A 20,360-nucleotide genomic window follows, 5' to 3' on the forward strand; every position below is an offset into this window, starting at 1 on the left:
CATCACTCGCATGATCACTGTTGCCGAAGCTCTGGCTCACGTGCGTGATCGGGCGAAAGCCAACCCGGCACGGCAAGTCCCACTCGCCGCGGCACTGGGACTAGTGCTAGCCGATGACGTCGCCAGCGACATCGACTCCCCCCCCTACGATAAGTCAATCGTCGACGGGTATGCCGTCATTGCCGACGATTTGCGTGGCGGCAAAGCACACTTGACGATCCTTGAGGAAGTCGTCGCCGGCGCCGTGCCGACGGCGCGCGTCGTGCCCGGCACTGCCACGCGGATCATGACCGGGGCGCCCCTCCCGGCGGGTGCGAACGCCGTGGTGATGATCGAACGTACCGAGGTCGTGCGGACCGATATCAAACGCGATGAACTTCCACGCCATGAAATAAAACATCATGACGAAAGTCCTCTCGGCCAAGTCGTTATTTGCGATGCCGGAATAGGGGTTGGTCGCAACATTTTGCGGCGCGGCACCGCCATGCGCACAGGCGACATGGTATTGCGCCGTGGTGTGCGCCTGCGTCCGAGCGAAATAGGATTGCTGGCCGAAGTGGGCCGGGCAGTCGTTACGGTCGTTCCGCGCCCCACGGTCGCCATCTTGGCCACAGGCAACGAATTGGTTGAACCGAATGAAATACCGTCCGCCGGACAAATTCGCAATTCAAACGGACCCCTCTTGGCCGCCTTGGTCTCGCAAGCCGGAGGCGACCCAATCGTTCTTCCTGTCGCACGCGATGACGAGGCGGATCTACGAGAAAAAATTTCCGCGGGGCTCGCGCATGACATGCTGGTGCTGTCGGGCGGCGTTTCGGCCGGCGTACTAGACCTGGTACCGCGTGTGCTCGCCGAGTTGGGTGCGCAGCAAATCTTTCACAAGGTGCGGCTCAAACCTGGCAAGCCATTGTGGTTCGGGATCGCCCCACGCGGAGACCGGCGGACATTGATTTTTGGTCTGCCTGGTAATCCCGTGAGCAGTTTCGTCTGCAGCGAGCTCTTCATGCGACCGGCGATCGAACAATTGGCCGGACGCGAGGGTGCCGGCCTGCGACGAGTCCGCGCACGCCTCGAAGCCGAGCATGCTCAGCGTGGGGATCGCCAGACCTATCTCCCCGGCGTGCTCTGCACGTCGCGCGATGCTCAGCCGGGCGTCAGGCTAGTCGATTGGCAGGGGTCGGCCGACCTGCGTGGCTTGGCAGCCGCCACGGTCCTGATCGAATTCGCCCCTGGCGAACGCCAGTACGCGGCAGGCGAGTTGGTGGACATCTTATTGCTCGAAGGCGCTTAGCTCGCCGGGCAATTCATCGACACATGGCTCCCGGACGGGGACCGCCGACGACGAGCTGACCTGGGCAAGTTTGGCGAACTGCCGTAGTCTGGAAGGGGGCGCACGAACTTGCCCTGGCTGGTCTGCAACCGACCCCGACGTTCCGGCGACGACGCCGATTGATCCTTGGCGTGTACGCACACGGGACGGCTGCTAGGGTTTTGCTGCTTCGTAACTTCCGAGTATTAAGTGGCCCGGACATGTCCAGCGTGAAGCCGCGACCCAATGCACCGCGCCCGGATACCAGCGGCAACAATCCCGCCCAGCGCGCCAGAATGAAAGGGCGCACCGCGGTACACATCGATTCTGTCACGCGCAGCCGCGTCACGCTTCTGTATGGGTTAACGGGTAGCCTGCTGTCTTGGTTGGCTTTGCCGCCGGTCGGTTGGTGGCCATTGGCGTGGGTAGCCCCGGTACCGTGGTTGTTACTGGTGCGCCGCGAACTGCTACCAGGGCGTCGCCCCTACGCGGCACTTTGGTTCTCTGGATTCGCTTTCTGGTTGGGCGCTCTGCATTGGCTGCGGTTGCCTCATCCGGCGACCAGCTTGGGCTGGCTGGCGCTGTCGAGTTATCTGGCATTTTATCTTCCGCTATTCATCGCGCTGTGCCGTGTGGCAGTGCACGAGCTGCGGTTGTCCGTCATTGTTGCGGCCCCCGTCGTTTGGAGCGGACTAGAGCTCGCCCAGTCGCACGCGCTAACAGGCATCAACATCGCCACGCCCGGCCACAGTCAATATCGCTGGATCGAGTTGATTCAGATCAGCGATTTGTGCGGCGGATACGGCGTGAGCTTTGTGATCATGTTGATCGCTGCCTGCCTGGCGCGAATGCTACCGCTCGCTGGGGCACGCCGCGCATTCTGGCCGCTCGTGCCAGCGGCCGCCACAATGGCCGCGGTATTGGGATATGGTCACTTTCGCACTTCGGGCGAGCACTTGCGCCCCGGGTTCAAGGTGGCCCTGATCCAGGGATCAATCGATACGGAAATGAAGGCCGATCCCGAGCAAGCGCAGCAAGTCCACAAGCAATACCTGTTGCTCACGGATCGCGCTGTGCAGGAAAACCCGGGGCTCGATCTGGTCGTCTGGCCCGAGACGATGTTTCGCGAGCCACTGCGGATCTATACGCCCGACATGTATCCCCCGGCGGGAGAAGATTGGACCAAGGACGACTTGGATCGCCGGGCCGCGGATTTAAAGATGGCCCTGTCGTACATGGGGGAGCGGTTCAAGGTCCCGCTGCTACTAGGCATGGACACGGTCGTCTTCGGACCCGGCAATGTGCGCTTCTACAACTCAGCCGTGCTTGTCGATGCCGACGGAAAAGTGCGCGGTCGGTACGACAAAATGCGACCGGTCATGTTTGGCGAGTACGTCCCGGGGGCGACCTACTTGCCGTGGCTGTATGGTTTGACGCCGCTGGACCACGGACTGAATTCGGGCGAGTCGCCGCAGGCGCTCTCCGTGGGCGGAGTGCGGGTCGCCCCGAGCATCTGCTTCGAAACGCTGCTGCCTCATTGTATCCGCGGACAGGTTGCCGCGCTATCGGATGCTGGCAGCGAACCGGATGTCTTGGTCAATCTGACCAACGATGGCTGGTTTTGGGGTTCGAGCGAGTTGGACTTGCACCTGATGTGCGGGATATTCCGCGCCGTCGAATGCCGCAAGCCCCTGTTGATTGCCGCCAATACGGGCTTCTCGGCCGTGGTCGACGGCGACGGACGCGTCCTGCAACAAGGTCCTCGCCGTGCCACGGAAATCCTGGTTCACGACGTGCAACTCGACAGCCGGAAAAGCCCTTACGTGCGTTTTGGCGACTGGGGCGCTGGCTTGTGCCTTGCCTGTGGCGTCGCGCTAGCAGGGACGGGCCTGTGGCGCCGACGTAGTCGGCGAATCGATGCCCGCGGTACTTCCAGCAATGCGGCGGATCACTCGCCGGCATGACTCCTCGCCGATGCCTGCCCAAAGCCCCTAAATCCTCGGTTTTGGGTCGATCGTGATTGACTCGTGCGCGCGTGCGAAGTTATAGTAGGGGTCTAGTCGCGATCGGCCCTATCTCTTTTCGTACGTGAATGTTCGGTGATTAACTCGACATTCCACTCGGCCCAGACCATGATGGAATTCATCGGTCGCACGCCGGCGATTGCCAACTTCTGATTGATCTTCCGTCGAAGCAGCGCTTTGAGGCCCGTTAGATGAACCTCGTCGGGAAAATCTTCGTTGTGCTCATTCTGTTGATGAGCTTCCTGTTTATGGGCTTTGCGGTGGCGGTCTACTCCACGCACCAGAATTGGGAGAAGGTCGTCAACTTGCCCAAGGACAAGGCCACGGCCAACCAGCCGGTGGGCTTGCGCATTCAGCGGGACGAGGCGCGTGCGGAACGCGACAAGCTCTCCAAGGAAAAGGGACTGGCCGAGGAACGTGCCAAGACCGAACTAGCGGCACGTCAGGCTCGCCTGGCGCAACTCGAAACCGAGGCCAAGGAACTACGCACCGAGCATGAAGCCCTGGTCAACGACAACGCCAAGCTGGTGCAGCAATCGCGCGAGGCAGTAGCCGCCATGCAGAGCACCCAGGATCACCTGGCGAACATGCGCAAGGAGCTCGATGCACTTCGCGACTCGGTGCGCACGGCGCAGACCGAACGCGACGAGCAATTCAAGAATTTCGTCAAGCTCACAGATGATTTCAACCAGGCACAAGGAGAGTTGAAACGTCTGCAGGGACAGACCTTGACCTTAACCGAACAAATCACCAAATACGAAGCCGTGGCCCGACGCTTGAAAGTAAACCTCAACGTGCAGCCTGAGGGAGTGAAGCCCACGCTCGACGGCTTGGTTCTGGCCAGCAACAAGGATGGCCTGGTCGAGATCTCGTTGGGTTCCGACGACGGGCTGGAGCGAGGCCACACGCTGGAAGTATTTCGCGGGTCGCGGTATTTGGGCCGGATCGAAGTCTTTCAGACTTCGCCCGATAAATCGGTAGCCAAGGTACTACGCGAATTCCGTAAGGGCCCCATCGAGAAGGACGACCATGTCGCAACTCGGCTCAACTGACAAAGGGACCGGGATTGCCGTCCCGAAGCCTCGTCCTGATATCTACACGGTATTGCTTGGCCTTTCGTTGGCGGCGATCCTGATTGCCATTCTCTGTCTGGTGCTGGAATTGGGCCGTTACAACTGGGATTGGAAAGCCAGTAGCGCCAAATTTTCCATGATGCCCCCAACGCCGACCCATCTCATGCCAAGCCCAACTCGGGGTTTGCCGATGGAAGAATCGTTAGCCTGGAGCGAAGCCCGCGTATAGCGTAAACGTCGCCGTTGCCGCACAGACACTCTGTCGTGGCAAAAAATGGTGCCCATAGCGCACCGCAACGCAAGGGAGTGCGTGCGTCTTTGAAATAGTCCCGAACGGATTCATTGCGATCGCGAGCAAGGATGCTTGAGCGACTCTTCGGACTGCTGGGTTCCGACCTGGCCATCGACCTGGGTACAGCCAACACGCTGATCGGCGTGGCGGGCGAGGGCCTGATCGTCGACGAACCCTCGGTCGTGGCCGTCGAAGAGGGAACGACTCGCGTCGTCGCGGGGGGACGCGCGGTCGGCCATCTGGCCAAGCAGATGCTGGGGCGAACGCCTGGCAGCATTACAGTAGTTCGTCCTCTCTCGGCTGGCGTCATCACGGATTTCGAGTTGTGCGAAGCGATGCTGCGCTACTTTCTCAACAAGGCGCAGCGCGGCGCGTGGTCACGTGGACCACGCGTGTTGGTGGCCGTGCCCGGCTCGATAACGCCGGTCGAAAAACGCGCCGTGTACAACAGCGCGCATCGAGCGGGCGCCCGGCAAGTATTTCTAGTCAGCGAGGCAATTTGCGCAGCGGTTGGCGTGGGCCTTCCGATCACAGAGCCCGTGGCCAGCATGATTTGCGACGTGGGTGGTGGCACAACCGAAGTGGCCGTGCTCAGCCTGGGAGACGTCGTGGCCAGCACCTCGGTGCGCGTGGGGGGCGATCGCATGGATCAAGCGATCCTCGATCACTTGCGCCGCCATCACAACTTGCGGATTGGCGTGGCAACCGCTGAACAATTGCGGATCGAAATCGGTAGCGCAGCGCCGCTCGCAGACGAACTGCTCACCGAGGTGCGCGGCGTCGACGCGACGACCGGCCTGCCGCGTCGAGAGGAACTGTCGAGTGTCGAGATGCGGGAAGCGCTGGCCGGGCCATTGGCTGACATCATTGACGCGCTAAAAGCCACGCTCGACGGCTGCAGTCCCGACCTGGCATCTGACCTGGTTGAGCATGGCGTTGTACTGTCCGGCGGTGCGGCCTTGCTGCGGCAGTTCGATGTGTTGGTCCAGCAGAGGATAGGCCTGCCGGCGCGCGTGGCTCCGGAGCCGCTAACGACTGTCGCCAGCGGCATGCTCACCCTGCTCGAGCACCTGCCCCAATGGCAACAGATGCTCGAATCGAGCGACGACGATGTATAAAGAGCACGCCTGGCGAAAACTGGCTGGCACTCCACGCGTGACGCTGGCCGTTACGCTCGTGGCAGGATTGATTTTGGCCCTGCTGCCGCGCCGCGCCATCGAGCCGCTGGCCACGCTTTATGCGGCCTGCGTCGATCCGGGCCGAACGGCGGCGGCGCACGTGCGCGACCTAGGAACGCAGGTCGTCGCGCGCGTGCAGGAATCGTCGGCCACGGCCGACGACGTTACGCAACTCGCCGACGAGGTGCGCCGCTTGCGCGCTCGAAATCGCGAGTTGGAAACAGCCTTGGCCGTAGCCAGCAGCAGGTCGAGTCAACGCGATTGCTCGCTCGCAGCCTCCGAGGCACCGCCGCTGCTGCTGGCAAGTGCGATTCGCGGCCGGGTGTTGGGGCGCCGCGCCTGTGCCGTATTGTCCGCTACGCATATCGTGGCGGTCGGCGCGCGCGCTGGTGCGGAGCGCGAGTCATTGGCGCTCGTCGATAGCACTATTGGTCTCGATTTGGGTCAGGACAACGGACTAACCGCCGGAGACATCACCCTCGAAGGTCGGCGCGTCTTCGGCAAGATATGCGACGTCGGACCGTACACTTCCGGGATACGGCGTGCTGACCAGGCAGGCTACCGCGATGTCGTCCAATTGGCGCGCAAGATCGACGGCACGCTGCAATTCGGGCCGAGGGGAATCCTGGAAGGGAGCGGAGAGCATCATGGCCGTGTTCGACTGGTGAGCGCGAGCGAGACGATCGAGCCCGGTAATCTTGTCTTTACCGCAGGGCACGAAGGGCTGGCGCAGCAGCCCCTTTTATATGGCGTTGTGGCTCGGGCCGAGCATCGTGGGGGCGCACCGCATTGGGACATTTGGGTCGATCTTGCCGCGGGCGGCGACGAGCCTAGCCACTTGGTGGTGCTACGTGCCGGAGTGAATCCGGATCGCCTGGTAGCGACCCAGTCCGAATTCGTGCCTGGTCGAAATGACGAATAAGGTAAGCCAGTCGGCGAGCAAGCAACGATGATCAGCCTGTTGGGAATCCTATTGTTGACGTACGTGGCAGCCATCGCCGAGACGGCGTTTGTGCCGACGCTCGCAGTCTATCACGCAGTGCCCAACGTGCTGGCGCTTTTGGGAATTCTATGGGCGGCATCAGCCGGCTCGTCTCAACTGCGGATTATCGAAGGGGCGTCGATCGGCCTCGTGTTTGATCTAAATTCTGGCAGCCATGTGGGAGTCGGCGTGGTTGCTTTTGCGCTGCTGGCGTTCGCTGTGATTCAAGCGCGGGCCGCCATACGTTGCCTGGGAATAGTGCAACAATCGATGGTGTGCGCGCCGCTGGTGGCCGGGATGATGCTAATCGTCGCCATGGGAAATCGGTTATTCGGAGAGGCCGTCCCTCCGCTTTCGGTTGTTTTGTGGGGGGCGGCGACAACCGCGGTCTACTCGGCAGCGGTCAGCTTGCCGATCTGGATGATGGTCGACTGGACGCGCGAAGTCCGTCGCGCCGCGTCGACGCTGTGACAACGCGAAGCGTACGGCGGCCTGTCCGTGCCAAAGAATCCATGCACAAACCTTCCCCGAATAATGTGCCCCGTCTCCTTACGCAGGCCCCTTCGTCGGCGCCGGCGACGATTGCCGACTCTGTCCGGCGGATGCGTCGGATGGCGATCGGCTTCGCAATCTGTTTAGCGTTGGTCTTCTTGCGCATTGTGGGGCTCGAGTTTTCCGAAGGTCGCGAGTTTCGCGCCTTGGCAGCCAAGCCGCTAGAAAAGACGCGCCCATTGCCTGGCGTGCGCGGGAGGATTCTCTCGCATGATCGCCAGGTGCTGGCCTTCGACCAGCGCATAGCTTCGCTGGCGGTTCACTACCGATACCTGGAAGATCCAGCCAGCGCCCGTTGGTTGCGAAGCCAGGCGCGGGCGCGGATACCGCGCGATGAACCACACCGCGCAACCCGGCTGGCCGCCGAATTGACTTGGGTCACCGACTATCGTGCCGGGTTGATCGATCGCTTGGCGCGGCTCTGCGGCCGCCCCAGCGATGAGGTTGCCGCCCAGAGTCAGCATATCCAAATGCGTGTGCGCGGCATTGCCAAGGCCGTGAATCGCAACCGCCGCGCCGCCGCGCCGCCGAATTCCGTCGCCGACACGAACGAACAGCAAATCTGGCAGACCCTGCTTGCGCAATTGCCACTGTGGCTGTTTGCCTCGGACGAGCCGCGCGATCCGGCGAACGTTATTGTCGCCGAGGAGTTGGACTATCACGTGCTCGTGGCGGATATACCGCTAGAGGTCGTTGCCGAAATCGAGTCACGCCCGCTGGATTACCCGGGAGTTCGAATCGTCGAGCAATCTCGTCGACAATATCCAGCAGGTTCATCCGCCGCAAACATTCTGGGCCACCTTGGTCAGCCGGACGATGCGCGCGCAGGTGACGAAGCCGACGTTCCAGGCAAACTTGTCGGTCGGTTGGCAACCGAAGGCGAGTTCGAGTCGCTGCTGCGCGGCCGCAACGGTCGCCTGGTAGATCTGACCGATCACAGCGGACGCTTGCTCAGCACCTATCGCCAGACGGAGCCAGCCAGCGGGCTCGACGTGGTGCTGACGCTGGATGCGCGATTGCAACATATCGCGGAAGAACACCTGGACCGCGCTTTGTCCAAGAAAGTGGGAGAAAAAGACGCCGTACTATCTGCCGGCGGCGCGATTGTTGTCCTGGATGTTACATCCGGCGCGATACTGGCCGCGGCGACGGCACCTCGCTTCAACCCAAACCTCTTCGCGGGCCAAGGCAACGACGCGGTGGAACGCCTGTTGCACGATCCGGCGCACCCGCTCTTCGATCGGGTGATCAAGATGGCCATTCCACCCGGATCCGTATTCAAGGTCGTTACGGCGTTGGCCCTGTTGGCTGACAACGAGTTTGATCCTGAAGCTACGTTCGATTGCCAGGGCTTTCTCGTGCAGCCAGATCGGCAACGCTGCCAGATCTTTCGCCGATATGGGCTGGGGCACGGTCCGACGAATCTTTCCGCTGCACTCGCCCAGAGTTGCAATGTGTACTTCTTTCACCATGCCGAACGAGTAGGGCCGGCAGCATTACACGATTGGGCAACACGACTGGGGCTGGGCCTGCCAACCGGAGTCGATTTGCCAGGCGAGTCACCAGGCTTTGTCCCCGATCCGGCCCACACTGGTATGTCGGAACACACCTGGTCCTTAGCGGACACGCAGGCACTTAGCATTGGCCAGAGCACGCTCACGGCTACGCCGCTCCAGGTGGCACGCCTGATGGCGGCTATCGCCAATGGCGGTTTGCTCGTGAGGCCGCACATTCTTTCAAATTTCGACGCGGAAACGATCGAAAGGCGAGGGGACATCACGGCCGCAACGGCGCAGGCCGAAGTGCGGAGCCGGCTGATCGCAGGTCTCGGACCCAGCCAACTGGCGCTGCTGCGTGGCGCGCTGACACGCGTCGTCGATGATCCGCAGGGAACTGCCTATGCGGCGCTCGCCGACAGCGGCGTCGCCGTGGCCGGCAAGACGGGCACCGCGGAAACCGGAGATCGTTCGCCCGATCATGCCTGGTTTGCCGGCTATGCGCCGGCCCATGTACCGCGCGTGGCGTTTGCCGTGGCGCTGGAACATCACGGCTCGTCCGATCAAGCGGCGGCCGTCGCCAAAGAACTGGTACAGGCGATGCAGGCCTTGGATTTGTTGTCGGATACGGGCAAGCTTGAAGTCGCAGGCCGAGAGCGCTAATAGCCGTTGGCCAGCCTGCATCGCGCGATTAATTCGGTTCGCGCAACACGATCGAACGCCCAGTCGACAGGGCCAGCAACTGCGGAATATCGAACTCGGCCAGCAATCCGAAGGCAAACAGCTCGGGAAACTCCGCAACGGTTTTATCTTCTTCGATCAGTTGCCGCAGGCTCTTTAACGAGCCCGTGAGTTCGGCGCCTTGGATTGCCGACGGCTCGATCGCCGAGGCAACAAGCGCGGCTGTGCTCGAACGCGGACCGGCTGCAAAAATCGTGATCGGCTCGTCGGGACGAAGCTCTCGAACGAAGCGGGCTATCCCCGCCAATTGTGCGGCCTGTATCGCCAGTGGCCGCTCGCCAACGGCCGACAGGAACAGCGGATAAAGGTACGGGGGGTCCTGCGCTACGACCTCGGATTCGCCCAACGAGAGGACGTCGACCGCCAGCACGCGATAGCCGGCCGGCACCAGTCGCCGGACTTCGTCCGTAGCGTTTCTTCTGCCGGCATCACTGACCAGCAGCGCCGTTTTCTGGGGCCGTGCGTCACTGGCCATGATCTCCAGGCATGGCACGGTCCACTGATCGCCACAACGCCAGAGGTGCGACGCAAGCTGGTAGCCCTCGATGCGACTAGCGGTCTTTGGTGAGTCCGCGACTTCGTATCGAGGAATTTTCAACAACTGTTCCAGTCGTTCTCGCATGGCGTGCTGCCACTGTTCGGCTGGGACTTTTTCAGTAGGCATCGATTCCGCATGCGGAACGTCTGCGAGCAAGCTCTTTGCCAACCGCGTGAAATCGAGATTCTCGGTCGGTAGCGGCACGTGCAATTCCGCGGCTGTTTTCAACTCGGCGCGCGACGGAATCTCCTCGCGGACAAACTTGGTGTCGCCCGCGTAGAAGAAATCGCCGATCATGGCGTACAACTGTTCGCGATTCTCTTCATCGAAGTTATGGGTGCCTGGCGTGTAGTTGACGTGCCAACGCAACTGATCGGCGGCACCGCCAAGGGCAAACGCCGGCCGAGCCGCCTCCAAAAGCGGGGCGAGCGCGTATCCTGCCTTGAAGCAACAGTCGTCACCGGCGTTGTACGTCAACAGCGTGGGTCGCGGGGCGCGCAGCGCGGTCAGATGCGTGTAGTCCGCCACGGTCGCCATATCGGTGGGAGACTGTTCGGAGTCTCCCATATCGTCAAATAGGAGGTTCGTGCGAAAGCCACCGTATCCGGCCACGGGGTTTGCCAGCGTGACGCGTTCGTCGAGCGCAGATAACAAAATGGTTTGCCAGCCCCCACCCGACAATCCTGTGACCAACACGCGGTTGGGATCAACATGTTCAAGCGATAGCCCTAAGTCTAATGCCCGCGTCAGCGACAAATAAAACGGCGCCAGACCACCGGCGCCGCACAGTTCGAGCTGATTCATGCGGTAGTGCGAGAAACCTGACGTCGCGAGTTGCCCCATCCCGATCCATTCCAGATCGAGCACTATCATGCCCCGCTTGGCGAGATTGATGCTCAGCAACTGCTTGTAATCAGTCGCCTTTCCTTCCTTCGTATGGCCGTTCAGGCTAAGCACCAGCGGCACCGAATCCTGCATGTGCTCTGGCAGGTAGGCCACGCCCGGAATCCACATGCCGGGCAGCGCCTCGTAGCGAAATTTGCGCAAGTGGTAGCCCGGCCCGCCCGGCACCATGTCGAGCCACGCGACTTCCGTCTTCGCCTGGCGCCAGGCCCGGGCGCGGCCACGGAAGATTATCTTTTCGAGCATGTTCTGGCGTATCTTCGCTGCGTCTTGTTGCCACCTGAGAAGACTCTCGAACTTTGGCGGCGCGACGATGCGTGGCTCGGCAAATGCTCTCAGCTCGGTCAACGGCGTGCCGGCCGGCAATAAGGATTGCTCAAGCGCCATCTGCAATTCCGAAATGCCCGGCTTAGCGGCGGGCGTCGTGCGCGCGGCGTGACGCCCTTTGAGTTCGAGCAAGATGTCCCGCGAGCGACGAAAATAATCGATCGCCTTTTGCTTTTCCGGCGCCGTGCGGGCCGAGTGATCCAGAATCTGTTCGTCCAATCGCGCGACGAGCCAATCGACGTCGGCTGCCTGATACGGACGTCGCCCGCCAATACTCACGTAGACCGGGTTCGTATGCGCTTCGGCGTCGGCCGCACCGGTGGGTGCGGTTGAAAAGGCGCGCGCCGCGATCCAGCTCGATTCTTTGATCTCGACTGTCTCATTCAATTCCAGCCATTGGCCGGCCCCCACATCGCGCGGCACCTTCAGCTCGCGTACGACCCGGCCGTTGACGACGAGGTGTACATTCGTAACGGCCGCCGTCTCGCTGCGCACGCGCACCTGGGCACGCACGCGATGCGGCTTCGACTCGGCAACGTTTTGCACCTCGACCGTGTCGCCGGCATGATGCCCGTCGACTTCCAACAGGATCAGCGGTCCACTGGTGACGAAGCTGCGTCCTGCGGCGGCCGCTTTCAGCCAGGCCTCGAAGGTGGGCTCACCATCTACATGCGCGTACGTGCGGCAATCTCCCAGCTTGCGACAGGCGGGATAATCGCTGGCGGCAATCGCCGGAAACCGAAAGCCCGCGTTCAGGGCGTGATACCAGCCATCCAATCCAATGCCGCGATAAATGCCGAACTGCAACAGCTCGACGCCGGTCGTGGCCCCTTGCACTAAATCGGCCCAGATCTCGAGTCCGTATCCGCCATGCGCGTGAAAAGCGTAACCTCCTTGCTGCCTGGTCTCTTCACCAATCGCGCCGAAAAGCGGCCCGTTATTGGGATCAAGCCGCACCCCATCCAGGTACAACCGGTCGCGTAGGAATAGATTCAGGTGCCCCAGCACCCCGTTACGGTACTCCTGGCCTGAGATAATTCGATAGTCGCCGCGTTGGCGAACCGACTTGGCGCCCAGTCCGCGCAACTGCGGCGTCGCCAACTCAGGCATCAGCCCCGGATAGGCACTCGTGTCGTCGTTATAGCAGAGGACCATTCCTAGTCGGATGTCTTCGGCAGCGAGCAAATCGAAGATCGTATCGTCATCCGCGTCGTTGGCGCGCGTGAAATGCAAATGCGGATCAGCCGAGTGCCAACCCAAATCCGGCATCGAGACAGCTTTCACCAGCTTGATTTGTACGTCCTGCGGCGCACCGGCAACGGCGTGGGTGGAAAGCATCTCGACACGATATTCAAAACCCTTCCAGACTTCGATACGCGTGGCACCGGCTGGCACCTCGACACTGAAAGTGCCGCGCGTGTAAAAGAAGTGGCCGAAGTAGCGAATCGGCGCCTTGCCCGGCCGGTTGCCGGCCAACGTTTCGGGCCAGTTGCCGATCAGGCTGTAAGGCCGCAGCGGATTGTCGCTGGGCTGGTAATAGTTGCCGTCGCTCCCGACGACATTCACACGGCAAGGGGTCGGGTTGCCCGTCGCGCTGTCGAGGATCACGACGTTCAGCCGTGCTGCCTGTGCACCCTCGGTAGTAGCTGGCTTGCCGGCCTGTCGGAACCCGGCCGGGGTGAACAGGTACGCCTCGTCACGCTTGTCGGGCGTCGTGCGGTCGAATTGCCCGTGCTCGGCGTACGTCAATGCCGGACCGCAGCAGACTACGGCGCAGCAGCATGCAAACCCCACCAACAGAGATCGAGAAAATAATCCAGTGACAGCGTTCATGAACTTGAGGGCGCGATTACACTAGGGGCCGGGGTACAGCTCGCTTCTTCGGTGCAATGCTATACAGAGCCTCGGCGAGCCGCAACGAGTTGGCCCCTGATTTACGTTCCCGGCAGATGTCGACGAGGTAAAGCAATGCGATACGCAATTTCGATGCTGGCCCTGCTGAATGTATTCTCCCTGGCTGGCCTGACCCGCGCCGACGAGCCTGCGCAAAAGCCAGCCAAGCTCGACACGCAGTTACATGTGACGCTCGACTACTTGCTCTATCTGCCGGCCGATTACGACGCGAAAAAGGACTGGCCGCTCGTGGTGTTTCTGCACGGGGCTGGCGAACGAGGAGACGACCTGAACCTTGTGAAAAAGCATGGGCCTCCCAAGCTCATCGAGCAAGGCAAGGCGTTCCCGTTCATCGTGGTGAGCCCACAATGTGCCAAAAACAACTGGTGGCATTGGCAGCTGCGGGAATTGTCGGCACTCATCGACGATGTGGTGGCTAAATACAAGGTCGACAAAGATCGCATCTATCTCACCGGCATCAGCATGGGAGGCTTCGGCACCTGGGCGCTGGCGTCGTACGACCCCGATCGATTCGCCGCGATCGTGCCGATCTGCGGCGGTGGCGAAGTTTTGGCGGCCGCGCGGCTGCGGCAGACGCCCATCTGGGCATTCCATGGTGCCAAAGATCCGATCGTTCCTCTTAGGCGCTCTGAGGAATTGATCAACGCCCTGCAAAAGAATAATCCGCAAGCGAAATTGACGGTCTATCCCGAGGCCATGCACGATTCGTGGACGGCGACGTACGATAATCCCGAAGTCTACGCCTGGCTGCTCGAGCACAAGCGAACGTCCGCTACGGCACCCTAACGAAGGCGGTCTCGATTCCCGGCGAACCAACGGGCCGGCAATCTTTCGAGGACGTCAACGTTCGCCCATTTGCTGCCATGTGATCATGCAGCGCATGGGCCAGACGGGCGCGGCGCATAAAAACAGCCGCACGGAGGCAAAGGTTCTCCGGGCGGCAGATGGCGGCGGCATGTTGACGCAGTCGCAGCCAGCAGGAAATCATGCGCGACGAATTGCGGAAGTCAAATCGTCGCGCGGTTTGTCCGCGGCCAACCCCCTCTGCAAAGCCCGTTCGCTGGCTACCGTGACGACCCCGCCTATGTGGAACGGGCTCGGCCACGGCACCATCGCGTCGGGGGGCCACGAGATCGGCCGATGCCCTATTCCTCGCCCACCGTGGGAACCGACGTGAATTGACCGCCACTGATGTAATGTCCATCGCCGCATGGCCTGCACCACGAGATCGAGATGCGGACCTTTACATGGTAGCCGCGTCCAGTCTTGATGCTGACGGCAACTTCTTCGAGCGGAAGTGGCACCTCGTGCAGTAATCCGATCCCCAGCCCAGAAAGGTCACGGCTGAAAGCCATCAGCCGATGACCGTTGTCGAACTGGATGGAAACGGGATGAAAAAAAGGATGCCGCGTACCGTTGGGGTTCTCGCGCAAATCTTCGTCGCGCGCCGCTAGAAGTATCGGTCGCATCACCGAACGCACCGATTGCTTGTTTTGCAGTTCGAGTGGCATTTTCCTCCCCCTTAGCTCTTCATGGACTCCACAGATATATAGCTCGACACGAAAAATGCACGTCGCTGGTGGACGTCAAAATTATTCGCGGTGGTCGCGGGGCGGCCCAACGGTTCCGAATAGTGGGGGGCCATGACTGGCGCGAACCGCGCAAGCGGCACGCCACTACCCAATAGGAGGCTCGCCGGATGACCACAGCGTGATTGGGACTCTAAATGCCACATTGGAACTGGTAAATGCCATGGACGTTTTCAGGGGTTCGCACACATTTTTCAGCACGCAAGGAAGGCGACGGGAGCGCCTTTCCGTGCGAGCCGCCAGCGACATCCGCGACGGCCAGCGACCTGATTGCCGGCCAGGTGGTGCATGGCTGGCTGCGCGAACGTGGCATCCCCGGCGACATGGCGCTGGCGGTGCCCAATGGTTCCTTCGACTGGCGAACGGTCGATCCTGCGCCCTATACGTACTTTGTCTTTGTATGCGGGCCCTTCGGGCGTGATTGGATTTCCGAGTTCCGCGCGCGATTTGCCCATTGCCACACGATCGGCGTCAACCTCTCGATGATCGACGGCAGTAATCCGTTCGACATGCTGCTGGCGCGGGATGGACGGCCGTCCAGACACGGCCGGTGCCGCTTGTCGGTCTGGTACGGATTCATCCTCAGTCCGAATATGGAGAGCGCAGCAAAGCCGCCGAAGCTAATCGCGCCTTGGAAGAAATGGTCCACACCCGATCTTGCGTACCGGTATCGATCGACACTCGGCTAGATGGCCACAATGCCACCAACCTGCGCACGGCGGCCGAGGTGGAGTCGGCGATCGCCCGCATGGACGTGGTTCTGACAACGCATCTGCACGGGTGGGTATTGGCCCTAAAGAATGGTGTGCCGGTATTAGCACTCGATTCGGTTTCAGGCGGAGCGAAAGTGACGGCGCAAGCCCAAGCGGTCGACTGGCCGGTGTATTCCATCGATCGATTGGACCCGGCAGAATGGGCACGCGCATTCGACGTTTACTTGACGGACGAAGCCAGGGCACCAGCTCGATCCTGCGCGGCCACGGCAGTCAGGACAATCGACGAACTGAGGACTGAGTTTCTCGTACTGCCGATATTCGATGCCGTTTGCACGGCCTGACCGATCCGGTCGACTGCGCTTTTTTAAGGACATTGACTTCGCAACTGGACCGGCCCATCGCTGCGCCGTATGGTGACAAGTAGAGGACCCCGTTGATGTCCAACCATCCAGACAATTCGTTCCACTTGGCAGTGCAAGAATTCGTTGCCCATTCGCAGCGCGACGATGGTACTCAAATCGTCGCCGGTCTCACGGCGGGCTTGGATCGGCTGGCCGTGCTGATGGTTGACCGCATCGCGACCGAGCCCGAGATGAAGTTCGGCGTCGACTCCATGATCATGCCCCGCATGGTCGTCAGTGGTCACGTGGCGGCCGGCTTGGAGATCGAGCTTTTTCAGGTGGTCGAATCGGCCGCAGCCGCGCGAAACGGAGGTTATATTTCCGCGAGCGACGATTGGTATCTGCGCTGGTTGGCCAAGACGCGTCTGCCTGAGCGTTACCTCGAACCGGCGGTAATCGCGCGGCTGGCGGTATATCGCGCCAAACCGAGCGACGGGCGGCGTCTGGCCTTCGAGACGGCAATCGATCGTGCCCTGCCACAAGCCGTTCGCGCGCCCGTGGTACTGTATCGGTTATTTCCCATGGCTATCGAGATCGCCACGGCCATCGCCTTTGACGATGCCGAGGGCGCCCAGGCAGCGCGGAAGCGGCAGATCGAGGTGCTGGCGAATCTGGCGGACTGTCACGCCTGCCACGGCAGCCTGCTCGACAATGGCGAGGAATGCCGTCAATGTGGCAACCCGCTCTGGAAGTTCGACTGGCTGACAGCCGAGTAACAGTCGCAGGGCTGCCCCCACGATGTCGTTTTGATCGTGATGTCGTCCTGAGGCAGTCGGCGCAGGTTCCGAGTCCGGCGGCTCAGAATCCAGCGGGTTGCCAAGCCCGGCCGATTTTGAACACAGCTCGGGTCCCGTGCGATTCAAGAATCCGCGGTCGTACACGAATACGCTTTCGGTGCTTCGGCCCCGGCTTTTGTTTCAAAAGCCACGGAATCGCGTTCTCTTGCGAGGATACGCCATGTCGCGTGCAAACTCGTTCCTGCGACGAAATGCGGCGCTTGCCGGCCCACTGGCCATGGCCTGGGCAACAACCGTTTTCATTTCGGCGGTGCGGGGCCAAGGCGACACGGCCGACGCAAAGCCGGTAGCGGCTGCATCGCAAGCACCCTCCGCCGCGGCCGAGGCGCCGGCGCCTGCGGAGCTTTTCCAAATGCTCGGTGCGGCTGATGCCGCGTTTCGCGGCTTTGATTATCCGCGGGCGGCGGATCTATACGAGCGCATCACACGATGGAATCCTTACAACGGCGACTACTGGCTGCGCCTGGCCCGCTGTCAGGAGCGGTGCGAACAGTTGGACCAGGCCGTGGCGTCGTTCGAGCGAGGACTGGAACTGGGAGAGGATTCGCCCCCCGGGCAGACTCAATATCAGATTGCCGTCCTGCAGGCTCGCCGCGGAGAAATCCAGAGCGCGATCGACTGGCTGGAAAAGGCGATGGCCGCGCGCCACGAGCACCGGCACGTGTTGCGCACGGACAAACGGCTCGACCCGTTGCGGTCCGACCCTCGCTTCGTTGCGCTAGCTGGCGGACCGGTCGACGCCGACACGCTGAGCCGAGAGCAGCGCTGGAATCGCGACCTGGATCACCTGGCCGCCGAAGCGGCTCGTATGCACATCTTGTGGCACGAAGGGGACCGCGCCACGCGATTTGGTCAGGCACTGGACGCGATTCGCAAACGCATCCGCGAATTGACGGATGAGCAGTTGCTCGTCGAAATCCAAATGGGAGTCGTGCAACTGGGGGACGGGCATTCGTTGGTGCGGGCCGCGGGGAATGTGCCCGTGCCCCAGCGGCTGCCGCTACGGCTGTACTTTTTTACCGACGGACTATTCATCATTGATGCGGCCGCGCCGTATCAAGATCTGATCGGCTGCCGCATCGATCGCATCGGCTCGGCTACGGCCGCCGAGGCCGAACAACTCCTGTCGCACATGGTAAGCCACGACAATCCGATGGGCATCAAGTCGAACGGGCCCGCCAGCCTGGTGAATCCGCAGCGGCTGATGGCCCTGGGGATCATCGAAAACCCCAGCACGGTGAAACTGACCGTCACAGATCAAGCCGACAAACAGCGCACAGTCGACGTCGTGCCAGGCGCGCCGCTGCCCCCAGTGGATCGGCTGATTGCCTCGCGGCTGCCGGATGTCGCTGATTCGCCGCTTTACTTACGGCGTGCCGACGAAAACCTGTGGTTCCAACCTCTGCCCGAAATCGACGGCGTGTACGTTCAATTCAATGATGTGAGCGATCAAAAGGGGCGACAAATCGTCGATGTGTCGCGCGAGCTGCGCGAATACCTGGCGGCGCATCCCACTCGAACGCTCGTGCTCGATGTTCGCCACAATGGCGGTGGAAATACCTATCTTACTTTGCCGTTGTTGAAGGCGCTGTTGTACTACGAGCTGACGCAACCCGAAGGGCAGATATTTACGGTGATCGGCCGCGCTACATTCTCGGCGGCGCAGAACTTCACGAATGACGTCGATCGCCTGACTGGGACCATCTTCGTCGGCGAGCCTACGGGCTCGCGCCCCAGCTTCGCTGGGGAAGGCACAATGGCGGTGCTCCCCTACAGCGGCATTGGGCTGAGCATTTCGACGCGTCTGCACCAGCACGCCTACGCGACCGATCGGCGGATCTGGATCGCGCCCGATGTGCCGGCCGAACTCTCCTCGGCCGACTACTTCGCCAACCGCGACCCGGCGCTCGACGCGATTCAGGCGATTGTCAAAAAGCCCGCTGCGGCCGAACCCGCGCGGTAATTATAGACCGTACGCATCCCGGCTTACGCCATCAATTGGGGCACGATGTGCGCCGGCTCAACCGTGCTGAGCCGTTGATCGAGTCCCTGGAAGTGGTACGTGAAACGCTGATGGTCGAAGCCCAGCAGATGCAGCACCGTGGCGTGGAAGTCTCGCACGTGGACCGGATCGCGGATAATGTTGTATGAAAACTCATCGGTTTCACCGTGGATCATGCCCCCCTTCGATCCGCCGCCCGCCATCCACATGGTGAAGCAGCGCGGATGATGATCGCGGCCGTAGTTGTCCTTCGACAACCCTCCCTGCGAGTAGATCGTGCGGCCGAATTCTCCACCCCAAATAATCAAGGTCTCGTCGAACAGGCCGCGAGCCTTCAGGTCTTGAATCAGTCCGTAGCAGGGTTGATCGATGTCGCGACACTGATCCGGCAATCGGCCGGCGACGTTGCCATGCGTGTCCCAGTTATTCAGATAGACCTGGACGAAGCGCGTGCCACGCTCGATCATCCGCCGCGCGAGTAGCACGGTATGACCGAAGCTGCCCGGCTTGCGCGCCGTTTCGCCGTAAAGCTTGTACGTCGATTCTGGCTCGCTGCTCAGATCCGTCAACTCGGGCACGCTCGATTGCATGCGGAACGCCAGTTCGTACTGCTGGATGCGGGTGTGCGTCTCGGGATCGCCCACCTGCCTGAAATTCATTTCGTTCAGCTCGCGCAATCCGTCCAGCGTATTGCGGCGCACCGCCGAGGGCACACCCGGCGGGTTGTTGATGTACAGAATCGGATCGGCGCCCGCGCGGAACGACACGCCGGCGTGCTCGCCCGGCAGGTAACCGGCCGACCAGAGCCGTGCCGAGATAGCTTGTACCTGCTCGGTATTGGTTGGCTTGGCCACCAACACCACAAACGTGGGCAGGTCCTGGTTCATAGAGCCCAAGCCGTACGACACCCAAGAGCCCAGGCAGGGCCGTCCGGTAATCTGGTTGCCGGTCTGCATATAGCTGATGGCCGGCTCGTGATTGATGGCTTCGGTCTGCATGCTGCGGATAAAGCAGATGTCGTCGACCGATTTGGCCAAGTTCGGCAGCAGCTCGCTCACCCACATACCGCTGCCGCCGTGCTGGGCGAATTTGAACTTCGAGGGAGCAATCGGAAACCGCTTCTGGCCCGAAGTCATCGTCGTCAGCCGCTGGCCCATGCGGATCGAATCGGGCAGGTCCTTGTCAAACCATTCCTGCATGGTGGGCTTGTAGTCGAACAGGTCCATCTGGGCAGGGCCGCCGACCATGTGCAGGTAAATCACCTGCTTGGCCTTGGGGGCGAAATGGGGGCCGATCGGCAAATGACCGTCAGGCATGCCGGCCGGCGTGCTGCTGGTCGCGGCCTGTGCGCGGGACAATCCGCCCCCCAAGAGCGACGCCAGCGCCGCCGTACCCAGGGCATTCGCCCCGCGGGTAAAGAACTGGCGGCGGGTCTCACTGCGAACCCATTCTTCGAAAAGCGGATGCATAAAAACCTCGGAATTAGTATTCGATAGCCGGGGGGCAAGTCGTCAGGAGCCCGCGCT

16 protein-coding genes are annotated in these 20,360 nt (G+C 61.5%); 13 read left to right on the forward strand and 3 right to left on the reverse strand.

The features are described 5' to 3' along the window. Positions 1 to 10 precede the first annotated feature (10 nt). The 8 genes from glp to VGG64_05450 all read left to right on the forward strand — a co-directional run bounded on the left by glp (position 11) and on the right by VGG64_05450 (position 9,569). On the forward strand, positions 11 to 1,291 hold the full coding sequence (gene glp / locus VGG64_05415; protein ID HEY1599017.1) for a gephyrin-like molybdotransferase Glp: 1,281 nt from the start codon (positions 11 to 13) through the stop codon (positions 1,289 to 1,291). Between the two features lie 239 nt (positions 1,292 to 1,530). Continuing rightward, positions 1,531 to 3,273, forward strand: a complete 1,743-nt coding sequence (gene lnt / locus VGG64_05420; GenBank protein HEY1599018.1) for an apolipoprotein N-acyltransferase — start codon at positions 1,531 to 1,533, stop codon at positions 3,271 to 3,273. A gap of 251 nt (positions 3,274 to 3,524) precedes the next feature. Further along, positions 3,525 to 4,385, forward strand: a complete 861-nt coding sequence (locus VGG64_05425) for a hypothetical protein (GenBank protein ID HEY1599019.1) — start codon at positions 3,525 to 3,527, stop codon at positions 4,383 to 4,385. Then, positions 4,363 to 4,635 (forward strand): hypothetical protein, encoded by a 273-nt coding sequence (locus VGG64_05430; GenBank protein ID HEY1599020.1) that lies wholly within the window; start codon positions 4,363 to 4,365, stop codon positions 4,633 to 4,635. Before VGG64_05425 ends, VGG64_05430 begins: the two co-directional genes overlap by 23 nt. A 131-nt stretch (positions 4,636 to 4,766) precedes the next feature. Further along, positions 4,767 to 5,816, forward strand: coding sequence for a rod shape-determining protein (locus VGG64_05435; protein HEY1599021.1), 1,050 nt, complete (start codon positions 4,767 to 4,769; stop codon positions 5,814 to 5,816). Beyond that, complete coding sequence (locus VGG64_05440) at positions 5,809 to 6,798, forward strand: rod shape-determining protein MreC (GenBank protein HEY1599022.1); 990 nt, start codon at positions 5,809 to 5,811, stop codon at positions 6,796 to 6,798. Before VGG64_05435 ends, VGG64_05440 begins: the two co-directional genes overlap by 8 nt. Positions 6,799 to 6,825: 27 nt before the next feature. Beyond that, the gene (gene mreD / locus VGG64_05445) at positions 6,826 to 7,329 is read left to right on the forward strand and encodes a rod shape-determining protein MreD (protein HEY1599023.1); all 504 of its coding nucleotides are present in this window, start codon (positions 6,826 to 6,828) and stop codon (positions 7,327 to 7,329) included. A 140-nt stretch (positions 7,330 to 7,469) separates the two neighbouring features. After that, positions 7,470 to 9,569, forward strand: coding sequence for a penicillin-binding transpeptidase domain-containing protein (locus VGG64_05450; protein HEY1599024.1), 2,100 nt, complete (start codon positions 7,470 to 7,472; stop codon positions 9,567 to 9,569). A 28-nt stretch (positions 9,570 to 9,597) separates the two neighbouring features. Here the strand turns inward: VGG64_05450 and VGG64_05455 are convergent, their stop codons facing one another. Further along, positions 9,598 to 13,248, reverse strand: a complete 3,651-nt coding sequence (locus VGG64_05455; GenBank protein HEY1599025.1) for a CehA/McbA family metallohydrolase — start codon at positions 13,246 to 13,248, stop codon at positions 9,598 to 9,600. 135 nt (positions 13,249 to 13,383) lie between these two features. On the opposite strand from VGG64_05455, the gene VGG64_05460 reads away from it, so the two are divergent. Further along, positions 13,384 to 14,115: a prolyl oligopeptidase family serine peptidase gene (locus VGG64_05460; protein HEY1599026.1), complete on the forward strand. Its 732-nt coding sequence runs from the start codon at positions 13,384 to 13,386 to the stop codon at positions 14,113 to 14,115. 359 nt (positions 14,116 to 14,474) lie between these two features. On the opposite strand, the gene VGG64_05465 is transcribed toward VGG64_05460, so the two are convergent. Further along, positions 14,475 to 14,840, reverse strand: a complete 366-nt coding sequence (locus VGG64_05465; protein ID HEY1599027.1) for a hypothetical protein — start codon at positions 14,838 to 14,840, stop codon at positions 14,475 to 14,477. Positions 14,841 to 15,076: 236 nt separating this feature from the next. On the opposite strand from VGG64_05465, the gene VGG64_05470 reads away from it, so the two are divergent. From VGG64_05470 to VGG64_05485, 4 genes are all read left to right on the forward strand, one after another. Further along, entirely contained in the window at positions 15,077 to 15,607 is a 531-nt protein-coding gene (locus VGG64_05470) for a hypothetical protein (protein ID HEY1599028.1), read from the forward strand. Beyond that, positions 15,559 to 15,975: a polysaccharide pyruvyl transferase family protein gene (locus VGG64_05475; protein ID HEY1599029.1), complete on the forward strand. Its 417-nt coding sequence runs from the start codon at positions 15,559 to 15,561 to the stop codon at positions 15,973 to 15,975. Before VGG64_05470 ends, VGG64_05475 begins: the two co-directional genes overlap by 49 nt. 95 nt (positions 15,976 to 16,070) lie before the next feature. Then, positions 16,071 to 16,751: a hypothetical protein gene (locus VGG64_05480; GenBank protein ID HEY1599030.1), complete on the forward strand. Its 681-nt coding sequence runs from the start codon at positions 16,071 to 16,073 to the stop codon at positions 16,749 to 16,751. 241 nt (positions 16,752 to 16,992) lie between these two features. After that, complete coding sequence (locus VGG64_05485; GenBank protein ID HEY1599031.1) at positions 16,993 to 18,795, forward strand: tetratricopeptide repeat protein; 1,803 nt, start codon at positions 16,993 to 16,995, stop codon at positions 18,793 to 18,795. Between the two features lie 23 nt (positions 18,796 to 18,818). Here the strand turns inward: VGG64_05485 and VGG64_05490 are convergent, their stop codons facing one another. Beyond that, the gene (locus tag VGG64_05490; protein ID HEY1599032.1) at positions 18,819 to 20,303 is read right to left on the reverse strand and encodes a DUF1501 domain-containing protein; all 1,485 of its coding nucleotides are present in this window, start codon (positions 20,301 to 20,303) and stop codon (positions 18,819 to 18,821) included. Positions 20,304 to 20,360: the final 57 nt, after the last annotated feature.

The sequence above is a fragment of the Pirellulales bacterium genome, from assembly GCA_036490175.1.
Classification (GTDB): Bacteria; Planctomycetota; Planctomycetia; order Pirellulales; family JACPPG01; genus JACPPG01.